This window comes from Streptosporangium sp. NPDC006007 (genome assembly GCF_040614315.1).
Taxonomy (GTDB): Bacteria; Actinomycetota; Actinomycetes; order Streptosporangiales; family Streptosporangiaceae; genus Streptosporangium.
In genome coordinates this window covers 52,376-68,343 of sequence record NZ_JBEXUG010000015.1, presented here as the reverse complement: position 1 = coordinate 68,343, position 15,968 = coordinate 52,376, and the positions used below count along the sequence as shown (strand labels likewise).

17 protein-coding genes are annotated in these 15,968 nt (G+C 68.1%); 6 read left to right on the top strand and 11 right to left on the bottom strand.

Annotated elements, in window-relative coordinates:
• The first annotated feature begins 84 nt into the window (after positions 1-84).
• The 3 genes from ABZ194_RS14625 to ABZ194_RS14615 all read left to right on the top strand — a co-directional run bounded on the left by ABZ194_RS14625 (position 85) and on the right by ABZ194_RS14615 (position 1,819).
• Positions 85-549 carry a carboxymuconolactone decarboxylase family protein gene (locus ABZ194_RS14625; RefSeq protein ID WP_355596175.1) on the top strand — a complete coding sequence of 155 codons (465 nt, stop codon included), beginning with the start codon at positions 85-87 and terminating at the stop codon, positions 547-549.
• 343 nt (positions 550-892) lie between these two features.
• Complete coding sequence (locus tag ABZ194_RS14620) at positions 893-1,075, top strand: hypothetical protein (RefSeq protein ID WP_355596173.1); 183 nt, start codon at positions 893-895, stop codon at positions 1,073-1,075.
• A 66-nt stretch (positions 1,076-1,141) separates the two neighbouring features.
• Positions 1,142-1,819, top strand: coding sequence for a pyridoxamine 5'-phosphate oxidase family protein (locus ABZ194_RS14615; protein WP_355596171.1), 678 nt, complete (start codon positions 1,142-1,144; stop codon positions 1,817-1,819).
• A gap of 38 nt (positions 1,820-1,857) precedes the next feature.
• Here ABZ194_RS14615 and ABZ194_RS14610 read toward each other — a convergent pair whose 3' ends face one another.
• The 7 genes from ABZ194_RS14610 to ABZ194_RS14580 form a co-directional block, all read right to left on the bottom strand.
• Positions 1,858-2,637 (bottom strand): SDR family oxidoreductase, encoded by a 780-nt coding sequence (locus ABZ194_RS14610; protein WP_355596169.1) that lies wholly within the window; start codon positions 2,635-2,637, stop codon positions 1,858-1,860.
• A gap of 4 nt (positions 2,638-2,641) precedes the next feature.
• Complete coding sequence (locus tag ABZ194_RS14605; protein ID WP_355596167.1) at positions 2,642-3,505, bottom strand: RNA polymerase sigma-70 factor; 864 nt, start codon at positions 3,503-3,505, stop codon at positions 2,642-2,644.
• Between the two features lie 20 nt (positions 3,506-3,525).
• Positions 3,526-3,918, bottom strand: coding sequence for a VOC family protein (locus tag ABZ194_RS14600; protein ID WP_355596165.1), 393 nt, complete (start codon positions 3,916-3,918; stop codon positions 3,526-3,528).
• A gap of 254 nt (positions 3,919-4,172) precedes the next feature.
• Entirely contained in the window at positions 4,173-5,087 is a 915-nt protein-coding gene (locus ABZ194_RS14595; protein WP_355596163.1) for a MerR family transcriptional regulator, read from the bottom strand.
• 149 nt (positions 5,088-5,236) lie between these two features.
• Entirely contained in the window at positions 5,237-5,539 is a 303-nt protein-coding gene (locus ABZ194_RS14590; protein ID WP_355596161.1) for a hypothetical protein, read from the bottom strand.
• A complete protein-coding gene (locus tag ABZ194_RS14585; protein WP_355596159.1) occupies positions 5,539-5,970 on the bottom strand; it encodes an ATP-binding protein in 432 nt (143 codons plus the stop codon). Before ABZ194_RS14585 ends, ABZ194_RS14590 begins: the two co-directional genes overlap by 1 nt.
• The gene (locus tag ABZ194_RS14580) at positions 5,943-6,209 is read right to left on the bottom strand and encodes a hypothetical protein (RefSeq protein WP_355596157.1); all 267 of its coding nucleotides are present in this window, start codon (positions 6,207-6,209) and stop codon (positions 5,943-5,945) included. Before ABZ194_RS14580 ends, ABZ194_RS14585 begins: the two co-directional genes overlap by 28 nt.
• Before the next feature lie 110 nt (positions 6,210-6,319).
• Here ABZ194_RS14580 and ABZ194_RS14575 point away from each other — a divergent pair, with 110 nt between their 5' ends.
• Together ABZ194_RS14575 and ABZ194_RS14570 are read left to right on the top strand one after the other, a co-directional pair.
• Positions 6,320-7,270, top strand: a complete 951-nt coding sequence (locus ABZ194_RS14575) for a helix-turn-helix transcriptional regulator (RefSeq protein WP_355596155.1) — start codon at positions 6,320-6,322, stop codon at positions 7,268-7,270.
• Between the two features lie 20 nt (positions 7,271-7,290).
• Positions 7,291-7,608 carry a DUF397 domain-containing protein gene (locus tag ABZ194_RS14570; RefSeq protein WP_355596153.1) on the top strand — a complete coding sequence of 106 codons (318 nt, stop codon included), beginning with the start codon at positions 7,291-7,293 and terminating at the stop codon, positions 7,606-7,608.
• Between the two features lie 336 nt (positions 7,609-7,944).
• On the opposite strand, the gene ABZ194_RS14565 is transcribed toward ABZ194_RS14570, so the two are convergent.
• The 3 genes from ABZ194_RS14565 to ABZ194_RS14555 form a co-directional block, all read right to left on the bottom strand.
• Entirely contained in the window at positions 7,945-10,776 is a 2,832-nt protein-coding gene (locus ABZ194_RS14565; RefSeq protein ID WP_355596151.1) for a vitamin B12-dependent ribonucleotide reductase, read from the bottom strand.
• An 85-nt stretch (positions 10,777-10,861) separates the two neighbouring features.
• Positions 10,862-11,323, bottom strand: a complete 462-nt coding sequence (nrdR, locus tag ABZ194_RS14560; protein ID WP_355596149.1) for a transcriptional regulator NrdR — start codon at positions 11,321-11,323, stop codon at positions 10,862-10,864.
• A gap of 320 nt (positions 11,324-11,643) precedes the next feature.
• Positions 11,644-11,913: a LysM peptidoglycan-binding domain-containing protein gene (locus ABZ194_RS14555; RefSeq protein WP_355596147.1), complete on the bottom strand. Its 270-nt coding sequence runs from the start codon at positions 11,911-11,913 to the stop codon at positions 11,644-11,646.
• A gap of 333 nt (positions 11,914-12,246) precedes the next feature.
• On the opposite strand from ABZ194_RS14555, the gene lexA reads away from it, so the two are divergent.
• Complete coding sequence (gene lexA, locus ABZ194_RS14550; RefSeq protein WP_355596145.1) at positions 12,247-12,954, top strand: transcriptional repressor LexA; 708 nt, start codon at positions 12,247-12,249, stop codon at positions 12,952-12,954.
• 92 nt (positions 12,955-13,046) lie between these two features.
• Here the strand turns inward: lexA and leuS are convergent, their stop codons facing one another.
• Positions 13,047-15,515, bottom strand: a complete 2,469-nt coding sequence (gene leuS / locus ABZ194_RS14545; protein WP_355596282.1) for a leucine--tRNA ligase — start codon at positions 15,513-15,515, stop codon at positions 13,047-13,049.
• Between the last annotated feature and the right edge of the window lie 453 nt (positions 15,516-15,968).

Here is a 15,968-nt window from a genome sequence, read left to right as displayed (position 1 = left end):
TCTCCGGTTCGGGCTGTCCGCGGGCGGCGGCCGGATCACCGAGATCGACATCGTGATGAACCCGGAGAAACCAAGGAGTGTTCGATGGAACCGCGAATGAACATAATGGGGCTCGTCCCCGGGGCGTACGAGGCGCTGGCGGGCCTGGAGAAGTTCCTGCACCGCAGCGCGCTGCCACGGACCACGCTGGAGCTGGTGAAGCTGCGGGTCAGCCAGATCAACGGCTGTGGCTTCTGCGTGGACATGCACAGCCACGACGCCAAGAAGGCCGGGGAGAGCGACGAGCGGCTGTTCTCGGTGGCCGCCTGGCGCGAGGCGCCGTACTACACCGACGCCGAGCGGGCGGCGCTGGCGCTGGCCGAGGAGGCCACCCGGCTCAGCGACCGGGCGGAGGCGGTGCCGGACCACGTGTGGGAGGAGGCCGCCAGGCACTACGAGCCGGAACTGCTGGCCACACTGGTGGTGGCGATCGCGGCGATCAACGCCTGGAACCGGATCGGCGTCACTACCCGTCTGGTGGCCGGTTCAATGCGTAATCAAACTGGTTGATTCCGGCCGTACGGCCGAGTTAGGTTGGCTTGCACGGGCATCCGTGCAAGCCGGCCCTCCGTATCCTCCACCGGCCGGACGCCGGTTGAACCCCGAGCGAGTGAGTACCGAGCGAGTGAGGTCAGTGAGTTCAAGGAGAGGAGGCAGACCATGCGACGTACCAGAGTCGCCCGTTCGCAGAGCCGGCACCGTCGCGGCCGCGCTTCCGGCCTGGACCTGCGCACTCCGTCCGGCCGCCGGCTTCCCTACTGATTCCCTTTCAGTGACCGGATCTTTACGACAGCCTTACGCGGCAATCTGTACATATCTCATGTAACGGAATTATCACGCCGGGGGGCTCATCATGAGGAGACTTGCAGTCGTGCCGTCGCACGTCGCACGGCTCAAGATCAGGGATATCCGTTCCATCCGTTCCGCGACTCGCCGCAGAACCTTCGGCGACGCCAAGGTGATCGACCTGCGCGCCTACACGGGCGGGAACGTTCTAAGGTTCCCGCACCCGGGTGGCCCCACCCCCGCCGCCTGACACCCCGACGAGAGACCCGCTGAGGTGGGTCTCTCACCGCGCCTGGGGGCTGGTTGAATGGCCCCCATGACCGAGACGCCGGTAACAGGACTGGACGAACTGTCCGCGACGGATCGCACGCGGCACCGCCGTCTCCGCGAGAAGGGCCGGACCGACAGAGCCGCGCTGCACGAGGTGCTGAGCGCCGGGTTCGTCTGCCACCTCGGCGTGCTGACCGGCGGGGTGCCGATGGTGGTGCCCACGGTCTACGGCTTCGACACCGACCACATCTACGTCCACGGCTCAGCCGCCAGCCGGAGCCTCACCCCGCCGGACACGGTCTGCGTGACGGTCACCCACGTGGACGGCCTCGTCCTGGCCAGATCGGTGTTCGAACACGGGGTCAACTACCGCTCGGCCATGGTGTACGGCGTCCCCAGGAGCCTGCGGGGCGACGAGAAACTCACCGCGCTCCGGATCCTGACCGAGCACGCCGCCCCCGGCCAGTGGGACTACGCCAGAAAACCCAGCCGCAAGGAACTCGCCGCCACGACCATCCTGGCGATCTCCCTCGCTGAGGCGTCCGTCAAGGTCAGCTCCGGCCCACCGGACGACGGGGACGGCCCGGACGCGGCACTGGGCCTCTGGGCGGGCGTGCTCCCCCTCGCCACCACCTGGCTGCCCCCCATCCCCGACCCACTGCTCCCCGAGGGAATCACCCCTCCCACCCACATCACCGTCCGCGCGGGAAAGCAACTGTCCTGATCACCGGAAGTTCGGCACCTCGGTTCACCGACCCTGATCTACTGACTCTTTGGCCTTCCTTGCGGCCCGGTCCGGTGATTGACATCAGGCCGGGTGAGGAATTCCTCGAAGGTCCTGTGCCCTTCGCGACGTTCGGGGGTGAGGTGCACTCCCCGCCGGAAGGCGGCGAACACCCTGCCCGGGAGGGGAACCGGCAGCACCGCCCGACGCCTGCCCGTGGCCTTCAGATAGGTCCGTGCCAGTTCCGCCGCGTTCAGAATCTCCGGGCCGCCCATGTCGGGCACCCGACCGGCCGGCCTCCCCAGCGCCAGCTCGACCAGCCGCCCGGCGACCTCCCCCGCGTCGATCGGCTGGAAGGCGGTTCCGGCCGGCACCGGCAGAACCGGCAGCCTGGCGGAGGCGCGCAGCGCGAGCAGCGCCAGGTCGTGAAACTGGGTGGCACGCAGGATGGTGTACGGCAGGCCCGACCGCTCGACCACGCCCTCGGCCTGGAACTTGGCCCGGTAGTAGGAGTAGGGATGACGGTCGACGCCCACGATAGAGATGAAGACCAGGTGCGATCCCCGGGTCGCGGCGGTGACCAGTCGCCGGGTGCCCTCGATGTCCGAGGCGGCCCTGCGGGGGTCACTGGCCAGGTGAAGGATGGTCTGGACCCCGTCGAGCGCCGCCTGGAGTCCCGCGCCGGTGCTCAGGTCACCGAGGTACGGCCCGCGCGTGCGGCTCAGCACCCGGACGGGGTGACCGGCTCCGGCGAGCCGGTCCACGACGTGGCGACCGAGGGTGCCTGTACCGCCGGTGACCAGGATGTTCTCTGTCATGCACCTATGAACCGGCGAGCACTCGAAAATGTGACAACTTATCCGGATTCAGAATCGTACACAGCCCGGCGACCCGTCCGCCCGCGACCTCCACCACGAAGACGGTGACCAGGTCGCCCCCGCGCCAGGCGAGAATCCCGTCCTGCCCGTTGACCTCGGCATAGGCCAGCTCCGCCCCGGCCCTGTACCTGCCCGCGATCCCGGCCACGTAGCGGACGACCTTGGCCCGGCCCACAACCGGCCGCAGCGCCGCGGTGACCCTGCCCCCGCCGTCCGCCCAGGCCGTCACGTCGGCGGCGAGCACCTGTTCCAGCCCGGCCAGATCACCGCTCCGCGCGGCCGTCAGGAACAGCTCCACGATCCTTTGCCGCCGCTCGCCCGGAGGGTCGAACCTGCGGGGTTCACCAACCCGCCTTCGAGCCCGGAGCAGGAGCTGACGGCAGTTGGCCTCGGACAGGTCGAGCACCTCGGCGATCTCGCGGTAGCCGTACGAGAACGCCTCTCGCAACACGAACACCGCTCGCTCGGCCGGCGTGAGCCGTTCCAGCAGGACCAGGAAGGCCATGGACACCGAATCACGCTGCTCGGCGGTCTCCATCGGACCGAGCGCACCGGACGCCACGGGCTCGGGAAGCCAGAAGCCGACATAGCGCTCACGGGTGGCACGAGCCGAGGTCAACCGGTTGAGACAGAGGTTGGTGACCACCTTGGCCAGCCATGCCCCAGGCGATCTGATGTGCTGCCTTTCGGCCCCGTGCCAGCGCAGGTAGGCGTCCTGGACGACATCCTCGGCCTCGGCCGCCGAGCCGAGCATCCGGTAGGCCAGGCTGAACATTCTCCGCCGCTGAGACTCGAAATCCTCGATCACCCACCCAGTCTGACGTTCTGTCAGCCGTTCGGGGAGAACAGGTCGACGGCGTTGCCGTCCGGGTCGTGGACAACGGCGTAACGCTGCCCCCAGAAGGCGTCCCAGGGTTTCTTGGCCCCCCGGTATCCCAGCGAGACCAGCTCGTCATAGGCTGCGTCGACCTCGGCGGGGCCGCCGAACCGGAAGGCCAGGGAGACCCGGTGCCCGCCGCTGGGCGGCCGCCAGTCCGGATCGAACGAGTGGATGGTCTCCACCGTGTCCCAGGCCAGGCGCAGCCCGCCGGGCAGCACCGTCTCGATGTGCGGCTCTCCGTCCGCCTCCGGCGGCAATTTCAGGCCCAGCCTGCGGTAGAACGCCAGCGATCGGGCCATGTCCTCGACGACGAGGCCGATGACATCCAGTTGAGCTTCCATATCGGCTTTCCTTCCGACCGGCGCAAACGGGGTGCCGTGGCGGATCCGGGCCGGACCGGCGCCCACCCCCGACACCGCGAGGTGGGCACGGCCGGCGAAGACGTCGGTCCCCGGATCGTGTCCACACGGATCAACCTAATCGGACGGGCCGACCGTGGTCTTGCAGGAATCGGACACGCCGGGAACCGTGTCGCCGGACGTGCTCACCCCTCAGCCGATCCGTTCTCCCGGCTCGGCCGAGAGCCGACCGCCGTTCAGGAACCGCCGCCCGCGCGGAGAGCGGCGATCAGCCACTCGAAGACGGGGACGGCCGAGGGGAACGGAGGACGGCCGTTGATGACGCCCAGCAGTTGCCAGTAGCGCTCCACCCGGACGTCGGTGAACGTCTCGATCTGCTCGACCAGCCGCTCACGTTCCGCCGCCGGGGTGCCGGGGGCCACGACGCGGTCCAGGACGGCCCGGCCCTCGGCCGAGTCGGGGGCGATCCCCTCCTCCAGGGCCCGTCCGACATGCTCCAGGACGGAGGTGTGGTCCAGGTCGGACTCGGGCCGATCGACCTCCCCTCCGGCGACCACCATCTGCCGTACCCGTCGCTGGAAGTCCTCGTCGGCGACGAGTTCGGCCAGTTCCATCCAGGCGTCCACCTGTTCCGGGGCCGGGTCGTCGGGCAGGTCGGCGTTCACCCGCCGCATGTTGTCCGCTATGCCGAGCGCGGGTGCGCCGGGAGCGACCCCGGCGAAGGCCCGGTCGACGAAGTCGTCGATGATCTGCTGCCGCTCCTGGGCGGAGAGCCTGGCCAGTCTGTGCATCAGCAGTGCCTCCTCGATCGTGCTGCCACGCTTGGCCACCGTGCTGAGCACGGCGCGGCGCAGCCGCAGGGTACGGATCTCCGCGTCCAGCGCCGAGACATGCGTCTCGGCCACCTGGGCGACGGTGGTGTTCCGGCACAGCACCTCCCGGACGATGTCGAGACCGAATCCGAGCTCACGGAGAGTCTGGACGAGGTCAAGACGGGCCACCGCCTCCGCGTCGTAGAGGCGGTAACCGCCACTGGACCGACCGGCGGGCGGGACCACGCCGATGTCGGACCAGAAGCGGATCGTCCGTACCGGCAGGCCGGTACGGCGAGCAAGCTGCCCGATGGTGAAGAACTCCGTGCCTTCGCTCACGACGACCACTGTGCATGCTCCACCCACTGGAGACTCAAGCCACGCGGACGGCAGCCGTCCAAGACGACCCCCCGGTCCGTCCGCCACCATGTCGCCCCCTCGCTCCGGCCCCGCCAGGGCACCCGAAAGGCCGTCTGCACCGGGGGTGCCTATCGCACCAGGCCGTGGAGGAGGGCGGTCCACATGGCGTCCGCCTCGCCGGGCGGCCACCGGTCGGTCTCCTTGATCGACAGTGTTCCCCGTACGCGCTGAGTCCTGCGGATGAACCTCAGGCCGCCCACCTCGCACAACTCGAAGAAGGCCGGGCCGCAGTCACAGGTCCAGGTGACCAGCCGGACCCGTTCCCCACCCCGCAGGTCTTTTGGAGCGTTCCACAGCAGCGCCTCGCAGTGCGACCGCGCGGACAGCACGTGCGGATCCCGGCAGCGCGGCGGGTACTCCCACTGGATCATCACCTCACCCCCGGCACCTGGCACCAGACCGCGCGCCCGGTCGGAATCTCCTGCCAGCCCCAGGTCGCCGACAGCTCCTGGACCAGCCAGAGACCGCGCCCGCCGCCTCCGGCGCCGTCCGGCTCCGCGCGGAGCCGGGGCCGTCGGTCGGCCGATCCGGCGTCGATCACCGTGATGTGGAGCATCCCGTCGCAGTCGGCCACCGCGACCGTCACCCGGCCGCCGGGCCGACCCGAACGCGAATGGCGCACCGCGTTGGTGACGAGCTCGGTGACCAGCAGCAGCGCGTCGTCGTGGTGCGCGTGACCGGCGACGGCCAGCAGGTCACGGACGTAGTGCCGGGCTTTGGGGACGGAGGCGACCTCCCCGGGAAGGACGACCTGACCCAGCAGCCCCAGCGCCTTCACACCGCCACCGTCTTCGCGATCCACTCGAAGGCGCCCCGGACCCGATCCTGAAACCGCCGGTCGCACTGCCGGACCCGGGAAGAGGCCAGAGTACGGTCCCGCTGGGCCATTCTGCCCCTGCGCGGCTCCGGCGGGAGGAAGATCTCCAGACTCGGCCGCCGGCCGGGAGGAAATCTGACCACGGAGTCGAACCCCAGATCGTTCAACTCCCACGCCAACTCAACCAGGTGGGCATCCCACCCTCGAAGATCACGCACCTTCATCTGATCGCCTGCCCTTCGTGAATCTCGCAGCCGTGTGGCGCTTCCCTTGGCCGTCAACTTCTACGGATAGTGATCGGCCATACGCATAGAGCATGCATCGACTGCCACAAGTGCGCCACCTGAAAGGCAAAATTGCTTCCCAGAAAGCTTCGGCACTCTACGTCAGGAAGCCGCTACTGTTGGCCACGACTCAAGGGAGGGCGAACATGAGGCAAACGGGAAGTCCCACGGTACGTAGGCGTCGACTGGCCTCTGAGCTTCGTCACCTGCGCGAACGCGCTCAGCTGACCCTGGAGGAGGTCGGAGAGCAGCTCGGCTGGTCCGCCACCAAGCTCTCGCGGATCGAGACGTCGCGGGTAGGTGTCGTTCCCAAGGACGTCGGACGCCTCCTTGATCTCTACAAGGTAGATGGTTCCAGGCAGGAGGAGCTGCTCAGACTCACACGGGACGCCCGCAAGAAGGGCTGGTGGCAGGCGTACAGCGATCTCTCCAGCGAATATGCCGCCTACATCGGTCTCGAAGCCGAGGCCATCTCGATGCGTAGCTTCGCGCCCTTGATCCTTCCCGGTCTCCTCCAGACCGAGGACTACGCTCGTGCCATCATCCGTGCGGGCTTGGTTCTCTCACCCCCCGGTGAGGTTGCAAGCCGTCTCGAAATCCGCATGGCCAGGCAGGAACTACTCACTCGGAAAGACCCTCTTCGTCTCTGGGCGATCATTGACGAAGCCGGCGTCCGCCGTGCCGTTGGCGGGCCTTCTGTGATGCGATCCCAGTTCAAGCGACTTCTTGAAGTAACGGATTCGCCCAACGTAACCCTCCAAATCCTGCCGTTCGCCGCTGGGGCTCACTCGGGCACGAGCGGCGCGTTTGAAATCCTTCAGTTCCCCGAACGGTCAGACCCGGATGTGGTGTTTCTGGAGAACCTGACGGACAGTCTTTATGTGGAGGGTGATGCGGAGGTCTACCGTTATACGGTGGCATTTGACCACCTCCGCGCCAAGGCGCTGGACCCAGAGGACTCCCGGCGTCTCATCACAGAGGCAGCAGCTCAGCTTGGCTGACAGTTGCGAAAGGGTATGGAATGTCTGAACTAGATCTGTCCCGTGTCGTGTGGCGCAAGAGTTCCTGTAGTGGTGCGGGACAAAACTGTGTCGAGGTCGGCGTCTGGCACAAGAGCTCCCTCAGCGGAAACGGCTCAAACTGCATCGAAGTCACCCTGGCCGATGACGTCCAGGCTGAAGCCGAGGCCGGGGTGGACTCCGAGCGCCTCTTCGTGGTCCGTGACTCCAAGGATCCCAAAGGCACGGTACTGGCCTTCTCTCCGTCCGAGTGGGCTGCCTTTCTCAGCGGCGTCAAGGGAAGTAACTTCGACGACCTGACCAAGCACCGCGGAACGTGACAGGTAAGAAGGCGGCCTTCCCTCCTGATGAGTTTTCCCAGCGGGCTGGACTCACCACAGGCCGAGAAATCGGCCCAGGGGGCCGAACCCATCATCCAAGGCTCTCCACCCGCGAAAAGCACTGATGAGCCTGACCTTCCTCAATCGTGAGTGACGTCACCGAGCAGCGGTCAGGGGTCGTTAGGAGTTCCGTGGAATCTACGCGGTCGTCGCATCACCTACACCATGGTCCCACCCAGGTATCACCCCACAGGGACGCGTAAAAGGGGAGCCGACTCACATCGACCCCCCTTACCCGCTACCTCACGAACCTCAAAAGATCCATGGGGCCGTCTTTCAGCTGCAGCCGCTGGTGGAGCCGCAGCCCTCACAGACGTAGCAGCTGCCGGCCGGGCGCATCTTGGTGCCGCAGGTCATGCAGAGCGGGGCGTCGGCGGTGCGGCCCCGATGGGACTCCAGGGAACCGGCCTCCTTCGGCGCGGCGGTCACCACGAGTGCCTCCTCCGGACGGGACTGCGGCGCCTCGATGGGGGCCGAGGTGGCCAGCTCGGCGATAACCTCGTCGGCGGGGATCGGAGCCGGGTCCTCACCGCGCTGCTGGGCGGCGCGCTCGGACGCGGAGAAGATCCCGAGAGCGGCCCGGTCGTCGTAGGGCAGGTGGTCCAGGGCCAGGCGGCGGAAGATGTAGTCCATCACCGAGGCGGCCATCCGGATGTCCGGGTCGTCGGTCATGCCGGCCGGGTCGAAGCGCATGTTGACGAACTTGCCGACGTAGGTCTCCAGCGGCACGCCGTACTGCAGGCCGATGGAGATGGCCACCGAGAAGGCGTCCATGACGCCCGCGAGGGTGGAGCCCTGCTTGGACATCTTCAGGAAGACCTCGCCGAGACCGTCGTCGGGGTAGGACGAGGCGGTCATGTAGCCCTTGGCGCCGCCCACGGTGAAGCGGGTGGTGGTGCCGGGCCGCTGGTTCGGCATCCGCCGACGGGTCGGGCGGCTGACCTCCACGACCTGGATCTCCGGCTCAGTGGGCTCGGCCTTCTCCTGGGACTTTCCGCCCGCGGCGGAGAGCGGCTGGCCGACCTTGCAGTTGTCCCGGTAGACAGCCAGGGCCTTGAGCCCGAGTTTCCAGCCCTCCAGGTAGACCTGCTCGATGTCCTCGATCGTCGCGGACTCGGGCAGGTTGACCGTCTTGGAGATGGCGCCGGACAGGAACGGCTGGGCCGCGGCCATCATCCGCACGTGGCCCATCGGGGCGATGGCCCGCTCGCCCATGGCGCAGTCGAACACCTCGTAGTGCTCGGGCTTGAGGCCGGGGGCGTCGACGACGTGGCCGTGGGCCGCGATGTACTCGACGATCGCCTCGACCTGCTCCTCCGGGTAGCCGAGCTGCCGCAGCGCGCGGGGGATCGTCTGGTTGACGATCTGCATTGAGCCGCCGCCGACGAGCTTCTTGAACTTGACCAGGGCGAGGTCGGGCTCGATGCCGGTGGTGTCGCAGTCCATCATCAAGCCGATGGTGCCGGTGGGCGCGAGCAGCGAGGCCTGGGCGTTGCGGTAGCCGTTCTTGTCGCCGAGCCTCAAGCACTCCGCCCACTGGCGGGAGGCCTCGGCGTGCACCGCCCGGTCGACGCTCCCCACCGTGCGCAGGTCGTGGCTGGCGGCGGCGTGCTTGTGCATGACCCGCTTGTGCGCGCCGGCGTTGCGGGCGTAGCCGTCGTAGGGGCCCACGACCGCGGCCAGCTCGGCACTGCGGCGGTAGGAGGTTCCGGTCATCAGCGAGGTGATGGCACCGGCGATGGCCCGCCCGCCCTCGGAGTCGTAGGCGTGGCCGGTGGCCATCAGCAGCGCGCCGAGGTTGGCGTAGCCGATGCCCAGCTGACGGTAGGCCCGGGTGGTCTGGTCGATCTTCTCGGTCGGGAAGTCCGCGAAGGTGATGGAGACGTCCATCGCGGTGATGATCAACTCAGTGATCTTCACGAAGCTCGCGATGTCGAAGGAGTTGTCGTCCTTCAGGAACTTCAGCAGGTTGATACTGGCCAGGTTGCAGGAGGAGTTGTCCAGGTGGAGGTACTCCGAGCACGGGTTGCTGGCGGTGATGCGGCCCGTCTCCGGGCTGGTGTGCCAGTCGTTGATGGTGTCGTCGTACTGGACTCCGGGGTCGGCGCACTCCCAGGCCGCCTTGGCCATCTTCCGGAACAGGCCCCTGGCGTCGATCGTCTCGATGACCTCGCCGGTGAGGCGGGCGCGCAGGCCGAACTCGGCGCCGTCCCGCACCGCGCGCATGAACTCGTCGGAGACGCGCACGGAGTTGTTGGCGTTCTGGTACTGGACGGAGACGATGTCCTTGCCGCCCAGGTCCATGTCGAACCCGGCGTCGCGCAGCGCGCGGATCTTGTCCTCCTCGCGCGCCTTGGTCTCGATGAACTCCTCGATGTCGGGGTGGTCCACGTCCAGGACGACCATCTTGGCCGCGCGGCGGGTGGCGCCGCCGGACTTGATGGTGCCCGCCGAGGCGTCCGCGCCGCGCATGAAGGAGACCGGGCCACTGGCCGTACCGCCGCTGGAGAGCAGCTCCTTCGACGAGCGGATCCGGGAGAGGTTCACGCCGGAGCCCGAACCCCCCTTGAAGATCACACCCTCCTCCTTGTACCAGTCGAGGATGGACTCCATCTGGTCGTCGACCGCGAGGATGAAGCAGGCGCTGACCTGCTGCGGCGAGGCGGTGCCGACGTTGAACCAGACCGGTGAGTTGAAGCTGAAGACCTGGTTGACCAGAGCGTGCTTGAGCTCGTGGTCGAAGATCTCGGCGTCCTCCTCGGTGGCGAAGTATCCCTCCTCGACCGCGGTCCTGGTGTAGACGCCCACCACGCGGTCGACGAGCTGCTTGAGGCTCCACTCGCGCTGCGGGGTGCCGACCGCGCCGCGGAAGTACTTGGTGGTCACGATGTTGGCGGCGTTGACCGACCAGAACCCGGGGAACTCCACGCCCCGCTGCTCGAAGTTGATCGAACCGTCCCGCCAGTTGGTCATGACGACGTCGCGGCGCTCCCAGGACAACTCGTCGTAAGGATGCACTCCGGGCGTGGTGAAGATGCGCTTCATCTTCAACCCCTTACGCGGCCGCTTGCCCCCACGCGCGGCTGCGCCACTGACCGTCTCCGTCATGACTTCCCCCTTCCGGGGCTCCGTGTGGAGCCCTTGAGTCGGACCACATCAACGCGCCGCTCTCCCCCGGCGCCCGGGGCCTGGCTCAGTCGTGTCCGGCGGACCGCTCCGCGCGCAACTGCTCGATCTCGACCTCGAAGTCGGCCAGGGTCTCGAACCCGCGGTAGACGGAGGCGAATCGCAGATAGGCCACCTCGTCCAGCTCGCGGAGCGGGCCCAGGATCGCCAGCCCGACCTCGTGCGCCGCGATCTCCGCGGCCCCGGTCGCCCGGATGCTCTCCTCGACTCGCTGACCCAGCTGGGCCAGCGAGTCCTCGTCGACCGGCCGCCCCTGGCACGCCCGCCGGACTCCGGCGATCACCTTGTCCCTGAAGAACGGCTCGGTCACCCCGCTGCGTTTGCTCACCATGAGCAACACCGTCTCCTGCGTGGTGAACCTGCGTCCGCACTCCGGGCAGGTGCGTCTGCGGCGGATTGCCCCGCCGTCCTCGGTGGACCGGCTGTCGATGACCCGCGTGTCAGGATGACGACAGAACGGACAGTGCACGCGCGTCGCCTCCTCGACCTGCCTAGCGGCTCACCTTTCTCGTGTTACTCCAGGTGCTCCACAGCCTCCACGCGAAGACGCTCGCGCGCGCCCCTCGAATGGTCGAGATGCGGTAATAGAAACACAATCTATGGTGGAGTAGAGCGATGAAGCCACTAGATGTTGTGGTCCAACCGTAGAAGTGTCGGCCCATGAACGCAAGTTAGGCAGGCCCCGCGAGCCGAAGTCCCTGATCAGCGCATCGCACCGGGGACGGCCGGGCGTGTCGCCCCTCCGGCCACTCCCGCACACCCCTCCCCGCCGGCGGACCCGCCGGCCTCTCAGCGGGCCGAACCGCCGGGCAGATGAAGCCGGGCCCCCGGCTGGATCACCGAGTCGGACAGGTCGTTGACATCCATTATCAGGCGGACCATCGAGGCAGGATCACCCTCCGTGGTGACCGCCTCGGCGATCTTCCACAGCGAGTCGCCCTTGCGCACCACGACCCACGGCAGCCCCTCGCGGCTCCTGCGCTCACCCGCCGAGGCCGCGTCGATGCGGGCGCCGACCCAGAGGGCCCCCAGGGTCAGGACGGTGAGCGCGGACACCACCACGACCCTCCCCCTCCGGGTGAGCCGGAGGGGCGGGGCCTGGCCACGCCCACCCCTCGCCGGCCCGGGCCTTCGGACAGGCGGCCGCCGGGACCCCCACCTTGTTTCGATCGCCTGCACGGTGCGCCCCCCATCCCCTCGACATGGCCGAACACACGTCGAAGAAAGGTCGATGAATCGAACACGATGTCGATTGAACTCCCGTACGATGTTGTACACCACGACGCCGCTGATTTCGAGGACGACTCGAACAATTGTTTGAATATGATCTTCGGCGAGGATACGGTTGCTCTGTGCGACGCAGTCAGCACAGACCGGGAGCGAGGAGATCGCATGAGCGAGCACAATGAGAACGCTTCGGCCGTCAGCGACCTGGCCGTGCGCAGGCGCGACTCCCTTGGCCTCACCCCCAGGCAGCGCAAGATCCTTGAGGTGATCCGCGACTCCGTGCAGCGACGCGGCTACCCGCCGTCCATGCGGGAGATCGGCGAGGCGGTGCAGCTCACCAGCACCTCCAGCGTGTCGCACCAGTTGACGGCGTTGCAGCGCAAGGGTTACCTGCGCCGCGACCCGCACCGCCCCCGCGCCCTCGAAGTGCGCCTGCCCGGCGAGCCGGTGCTCTGGGTGGACCCCACCGGTGACGACGAGACGCCGGTCAACCGCCCGACCGCGGCCTATGTGCCGCTCGTCGGCCGGATCGCCGCCGGCGGCCCGATCCTCGCCGAGGAGAGCGTCGAAGACGTCTTCGCCCTGCCCAAGCAGCTCGTCGGCGAGGGCACGCTCTTCCTGCTCCAGGTGACCGGTGACTCGATGATCGAGGCCGCGATCGCCGACGGTGACTGGGTGGTCGTCCGTCAGCAGCCGGTGGCCGACAACGGCGACGTGGTCGCGGCGATGATCGACGGTGAGGCCACGGTCAAGACCTTCAAGCGCAAGGACGGCCACGTCTGGCTGGTTCCGCACAACCCTAACTACGACCCGATCCCCGGCGACGAGGCCACCGTGCTGGGCAAGGTCGTGGCGGTGCTGCGCAAGCTCTGACCCGATCCGGACGGGAGCGGTCCCCGATCGGGGACCGCTCCCGTCCGGATATCAACGGCAGACGGGCATCTCCGCCGGGGACGGAGGGGACGTCAAGGGACGATGTTGACCAGCTTGGGCGCGCGGACGATGACCTTGCGGGGAGGGCCGGACAGGAAGACCCCGACCTTCTCCGAGGCCAGCGCCAGGGCCTCCAGATCGGCCTCGGAGATCTCCGGGGAGACCTCCAGCCGGTCACGGACCTTGCCGGCGACCTGCACGACGCACGTGACGGAGTCCTGGACCAGCAGGGCGCCCTCGGCCGTCGGCCACCCGGCGGTGGCGACCGAGGCCGAACGCCCCAGACGCTCCCAGCCCTCCTCCGCGGTGTAGGGCGCGACCAGCGACAGCATGATCGCCAGTGTCTCCGCGGCCTCCCGGACCGCAGGGTCGGCGGCGCCGGGCCCGGAGTCGATGGCGCGGCGGGCCGCGCTCGTCAGCTCCATCATGCGGGCCACCGCGACGTTGAAGCGGTGGGAGTCGACCAGTTTCGTGACCTCGTCTATGGTCCGGTGGACGAACTTGCGCAGTTCCAGGTCGCCTGCGGCGAAGTCCACGCCGGGGGCACAGGCGGCACCGGCCTCGGCCATGACGCGGAACGCGCGGGCCAGGAACTTCTGCGACGCGGCCGGGGAGACGTCGGCCCAGTCGATGTCGTCCTCCGGCGGACCGGCGAACACCACGGTCAGCCGGACCGCGTCCACGCCGTAGGCGTCGATCTGCTGACCCAGGTCGACGCCGTTGCCCAGGGACTTGGACATCGCCTTGCCCTGGTTGATGACCTGCCCCTGGTTCAGCAGACGGCTGAAGGGCTCGGTGAAGTCCACCATGCCCATGTCGTGCAGGACCTTGGTGAAGAACCGCGAGTACAGCAGGTGCAGCACCGCGTGCTCCACCCCGCCGACGTACTGGTCGATCGGGCCCCACCCGCGGACCTTCTCCACGTCGAACGGACCGCCGGAGTAGGACGGGTCCACGTAGCGCAGGAAGTACCACGAGGAGTCGACGAAGGTGTCCATCGTGTCGGTGTCGCGCCTGGCGGGCCCCCCGCACTTGGGACAGGAGACGTTGACCCAGTCGGCGGCCGAGGCCAGCGGGGAGACCCCCTTGGGGGCCAGGGCCTCGCCGCGCAGGTCAGGCAGGGTGACGGGCAGCTGGTCGTCCGGGACCGGGACCTCGCCGCAGCCGGCACAGTGAATGATCGGGATCGGGCAGCCCCAGAAGCGCTGGCGGGAGAGCAGCCAGTCGCGCAGGCGGAAGTTGACCGCCGCCCTGCCGGTGCCGCGCTCGGCCAGCAGTTCGACGATCCGGCGGATCGCCTCGGCCTTGGGCAGGCCGTCCAGCGGGCCGGAGTTGACCAGGGAGCCCTCGCCCACGGTGGCGACACCGGTCTCCCCCGGGTCGGCCAGGCCGGTGTGGACCACGACCCGCACCGGCAGGCCGAACCTCCGGGCGAAGTCCAGGTCGCGCTGGTCGTGCGCGGGAACCGCCATGATGGCGCCGTGGCCGTAGTCGGACAGGACGTAGTCGGCGGCCCAGACCGGCATGCGCTCGCCGTTGACCGGGTTGACGGCGTAGCGGCCCAGGAAGACGCCGCTCTTCTCCTTCTCGGTGGAGAGCCGGTCGATGTCGGACAGCTTGGCGACCTCGGCCCGGTACGCCTCGAACGCCTCGCGCCGGTCGTCGGAGACGATCTCCTCGGCCAGCGGGGCGTCGGGGGCGACCACGAAGAAGGTCGCGCCGTACAGGGTGTCGGGACGCGTGGTGTAGACGGTGACCGGCTCGTCGCGGCCCTCGATCATGAAGCGGACGTCGGCGCCCTCGGATCTGCCGATCCAGTTGCGCTGCATGGTCAGCACGCGCTCCGGCCAGCCGCCCTCCAGCTGCGCCATGTCGTCCAGCAGCCGGTCGGCGTACTCAGTGATCTTGAAGTACCACTGGGTCAGCTCCCGGCGGACGACCTCGGCGCCGCAGCGCTCGCACCGGCCGTCCTTGACCTGCTCGTTGGCCAGCACGGTCTGGTCGTTGGGGCACCAGTTGACCAGGCCGCCCCTGCGGTAGGCCAGGCCGCGCTCGAAGAAGCGCAGGAACAGCCACTGTGTCCACCGGTAGTAGCCGGTGTCGCTGGTGTGCAGGCGGCGGGACCAGTCAAAGGAGATCGCGTAGCGTTTGAAGGAGTTGGCCTGGGTCTCGATGTTGGCGTAGGTCCACTCGGCCGGGTGCGCGTCGCGCTTGATCGCGGCGTTCTCGGCCGGCAGGCCGAAGGAGTCCCAGCCGATGGGATGCAGCACGTTGTAGCCGCGCTGGAACCAGTAGCGCGAGACGACGTCGCCGATGGCGAAGACCTCGGCGTGCCCCATGTGCAGGTCGCCGGAGGGGTAGGGGAACATGTCGAGCATGTAGCGTCGCTCACGTGGGTCGGCGGGGTCGTCGGAGGCCCGGAAGGGGTCCAGCTCCTCCCACCGCCGCTGCCACTTGACCTGCAGTGCCTGCGGGTCGTAGTGCTGCTCGTCGCTCTGCATGTCGGCTCGCTCGCTCACGTCAATCTTCCCTCGGTATACGTCCGCGCAGATGATCTGACCCATCCGACCAATAGAAAAACCCTCCGCTCACGCGAAGGGCAGCCGCATCGGCGGGGCGTCTAGCGCCGGGAAGGCCGATGCGGCCCGATAAGCAGCAGGGTCACCGCACGCATATGCCAAGACTATCGCAGTCCGCAAGTCGTATTCGTGGCCTGGGAAAACGAGTTCGATCACGGCAAACGGAGGACACCGGCGTCGGCGGGTCAGCACAATGGGGGGATCCGCGTAGCCAGGAGGGGCCGCGGGCGGATGGGGTGCATCCGTTGTGACCTCACATGTCCTAATCAGTTTACTCTTTTCACCGTGGCACACTCAGTCGAGCCGGGGCAGGGCCCGGATCCCTCGGAGGTCGGCCTGCCGATGCAGGATCCACCCACCGACCCCACAGGACTC

Coding starts and splice junctions, on each gene's coding strand:
- leuS (WP_355596282.1), bottom strand. CDS start 15,515: ATGCAGAGCGACGAGCAGCACTACGACCCGCAGGCACTGCAGGTCAAG.
- ABZ194_RS14620 (WP_355596173.1), top strand. CDS start 893: ATGAGGAGACTTGCAGTCGTGCCGTCGCACGTCGCACGGCTCAAGATC.
- lexA (WP_355596145.1), top strand. CDS start 12,247: ATGAGCGAGCACAATGAGAACGCTTCGGCCGTCAGCGACCTGGCCGTG.
- ABZ194_RS14610 (WP_355596169.1), bottom strand. CDS start 2,637: ATGACAGAGAACATCCTGGTCACCGGCGGTACAGGCACCCTCGGTCGC.
- ABZ194_RS14625 (WP_355596175.1), top strand. CDS start 85: ATGGAACCGCGAATGAACATAATGGGGCTCGTCCCCGGGGCGTACGAG.
- ABZ194_RS14615 (WP_355596171.1), top strand. CDS start 1,142: ATGACCGAGACGCCGGTAACAGGACTGGACGAACTGTCCGCGACGGAT.
- ABZ194_RS14600 (WP_355596165.1), bottom strand. CDS start 3,918: ATGGAAGCTCAACTGGATGTCATCGGCCTCGTCGTCGAGGACATGGCC.
- ABZ194_RS14565 (WP_355596151.1), bottom strand. CDS start 10,776: ATGACGGAGACGGTCAGTGGCGCAGCCGCGCGTGGGGGCAAGCGGCCG.
- ABZ194_RS14590 (WP_355596161.1), bottom strand. CDS start 5,539: ATGATCCAGTGGGAGTACCCGCCGCGCTGCCGGGATCCGCACGTGCTG.
- ABZ194_RS14580 (WP_355596157.1), bottom strand. CDS start 6,209: ATGAAGGTGCGTGATCTTCGAGGGTGGGATGCCCACCTGGTTGAGTTG.
- ABZ194_RS14570 (WP_355596153.1), top strand. CDS start 7,291: ATGTCTGAACTAGATCTGTCCCGTGTCGTGTGGCGCAAGAGTTCCTGT.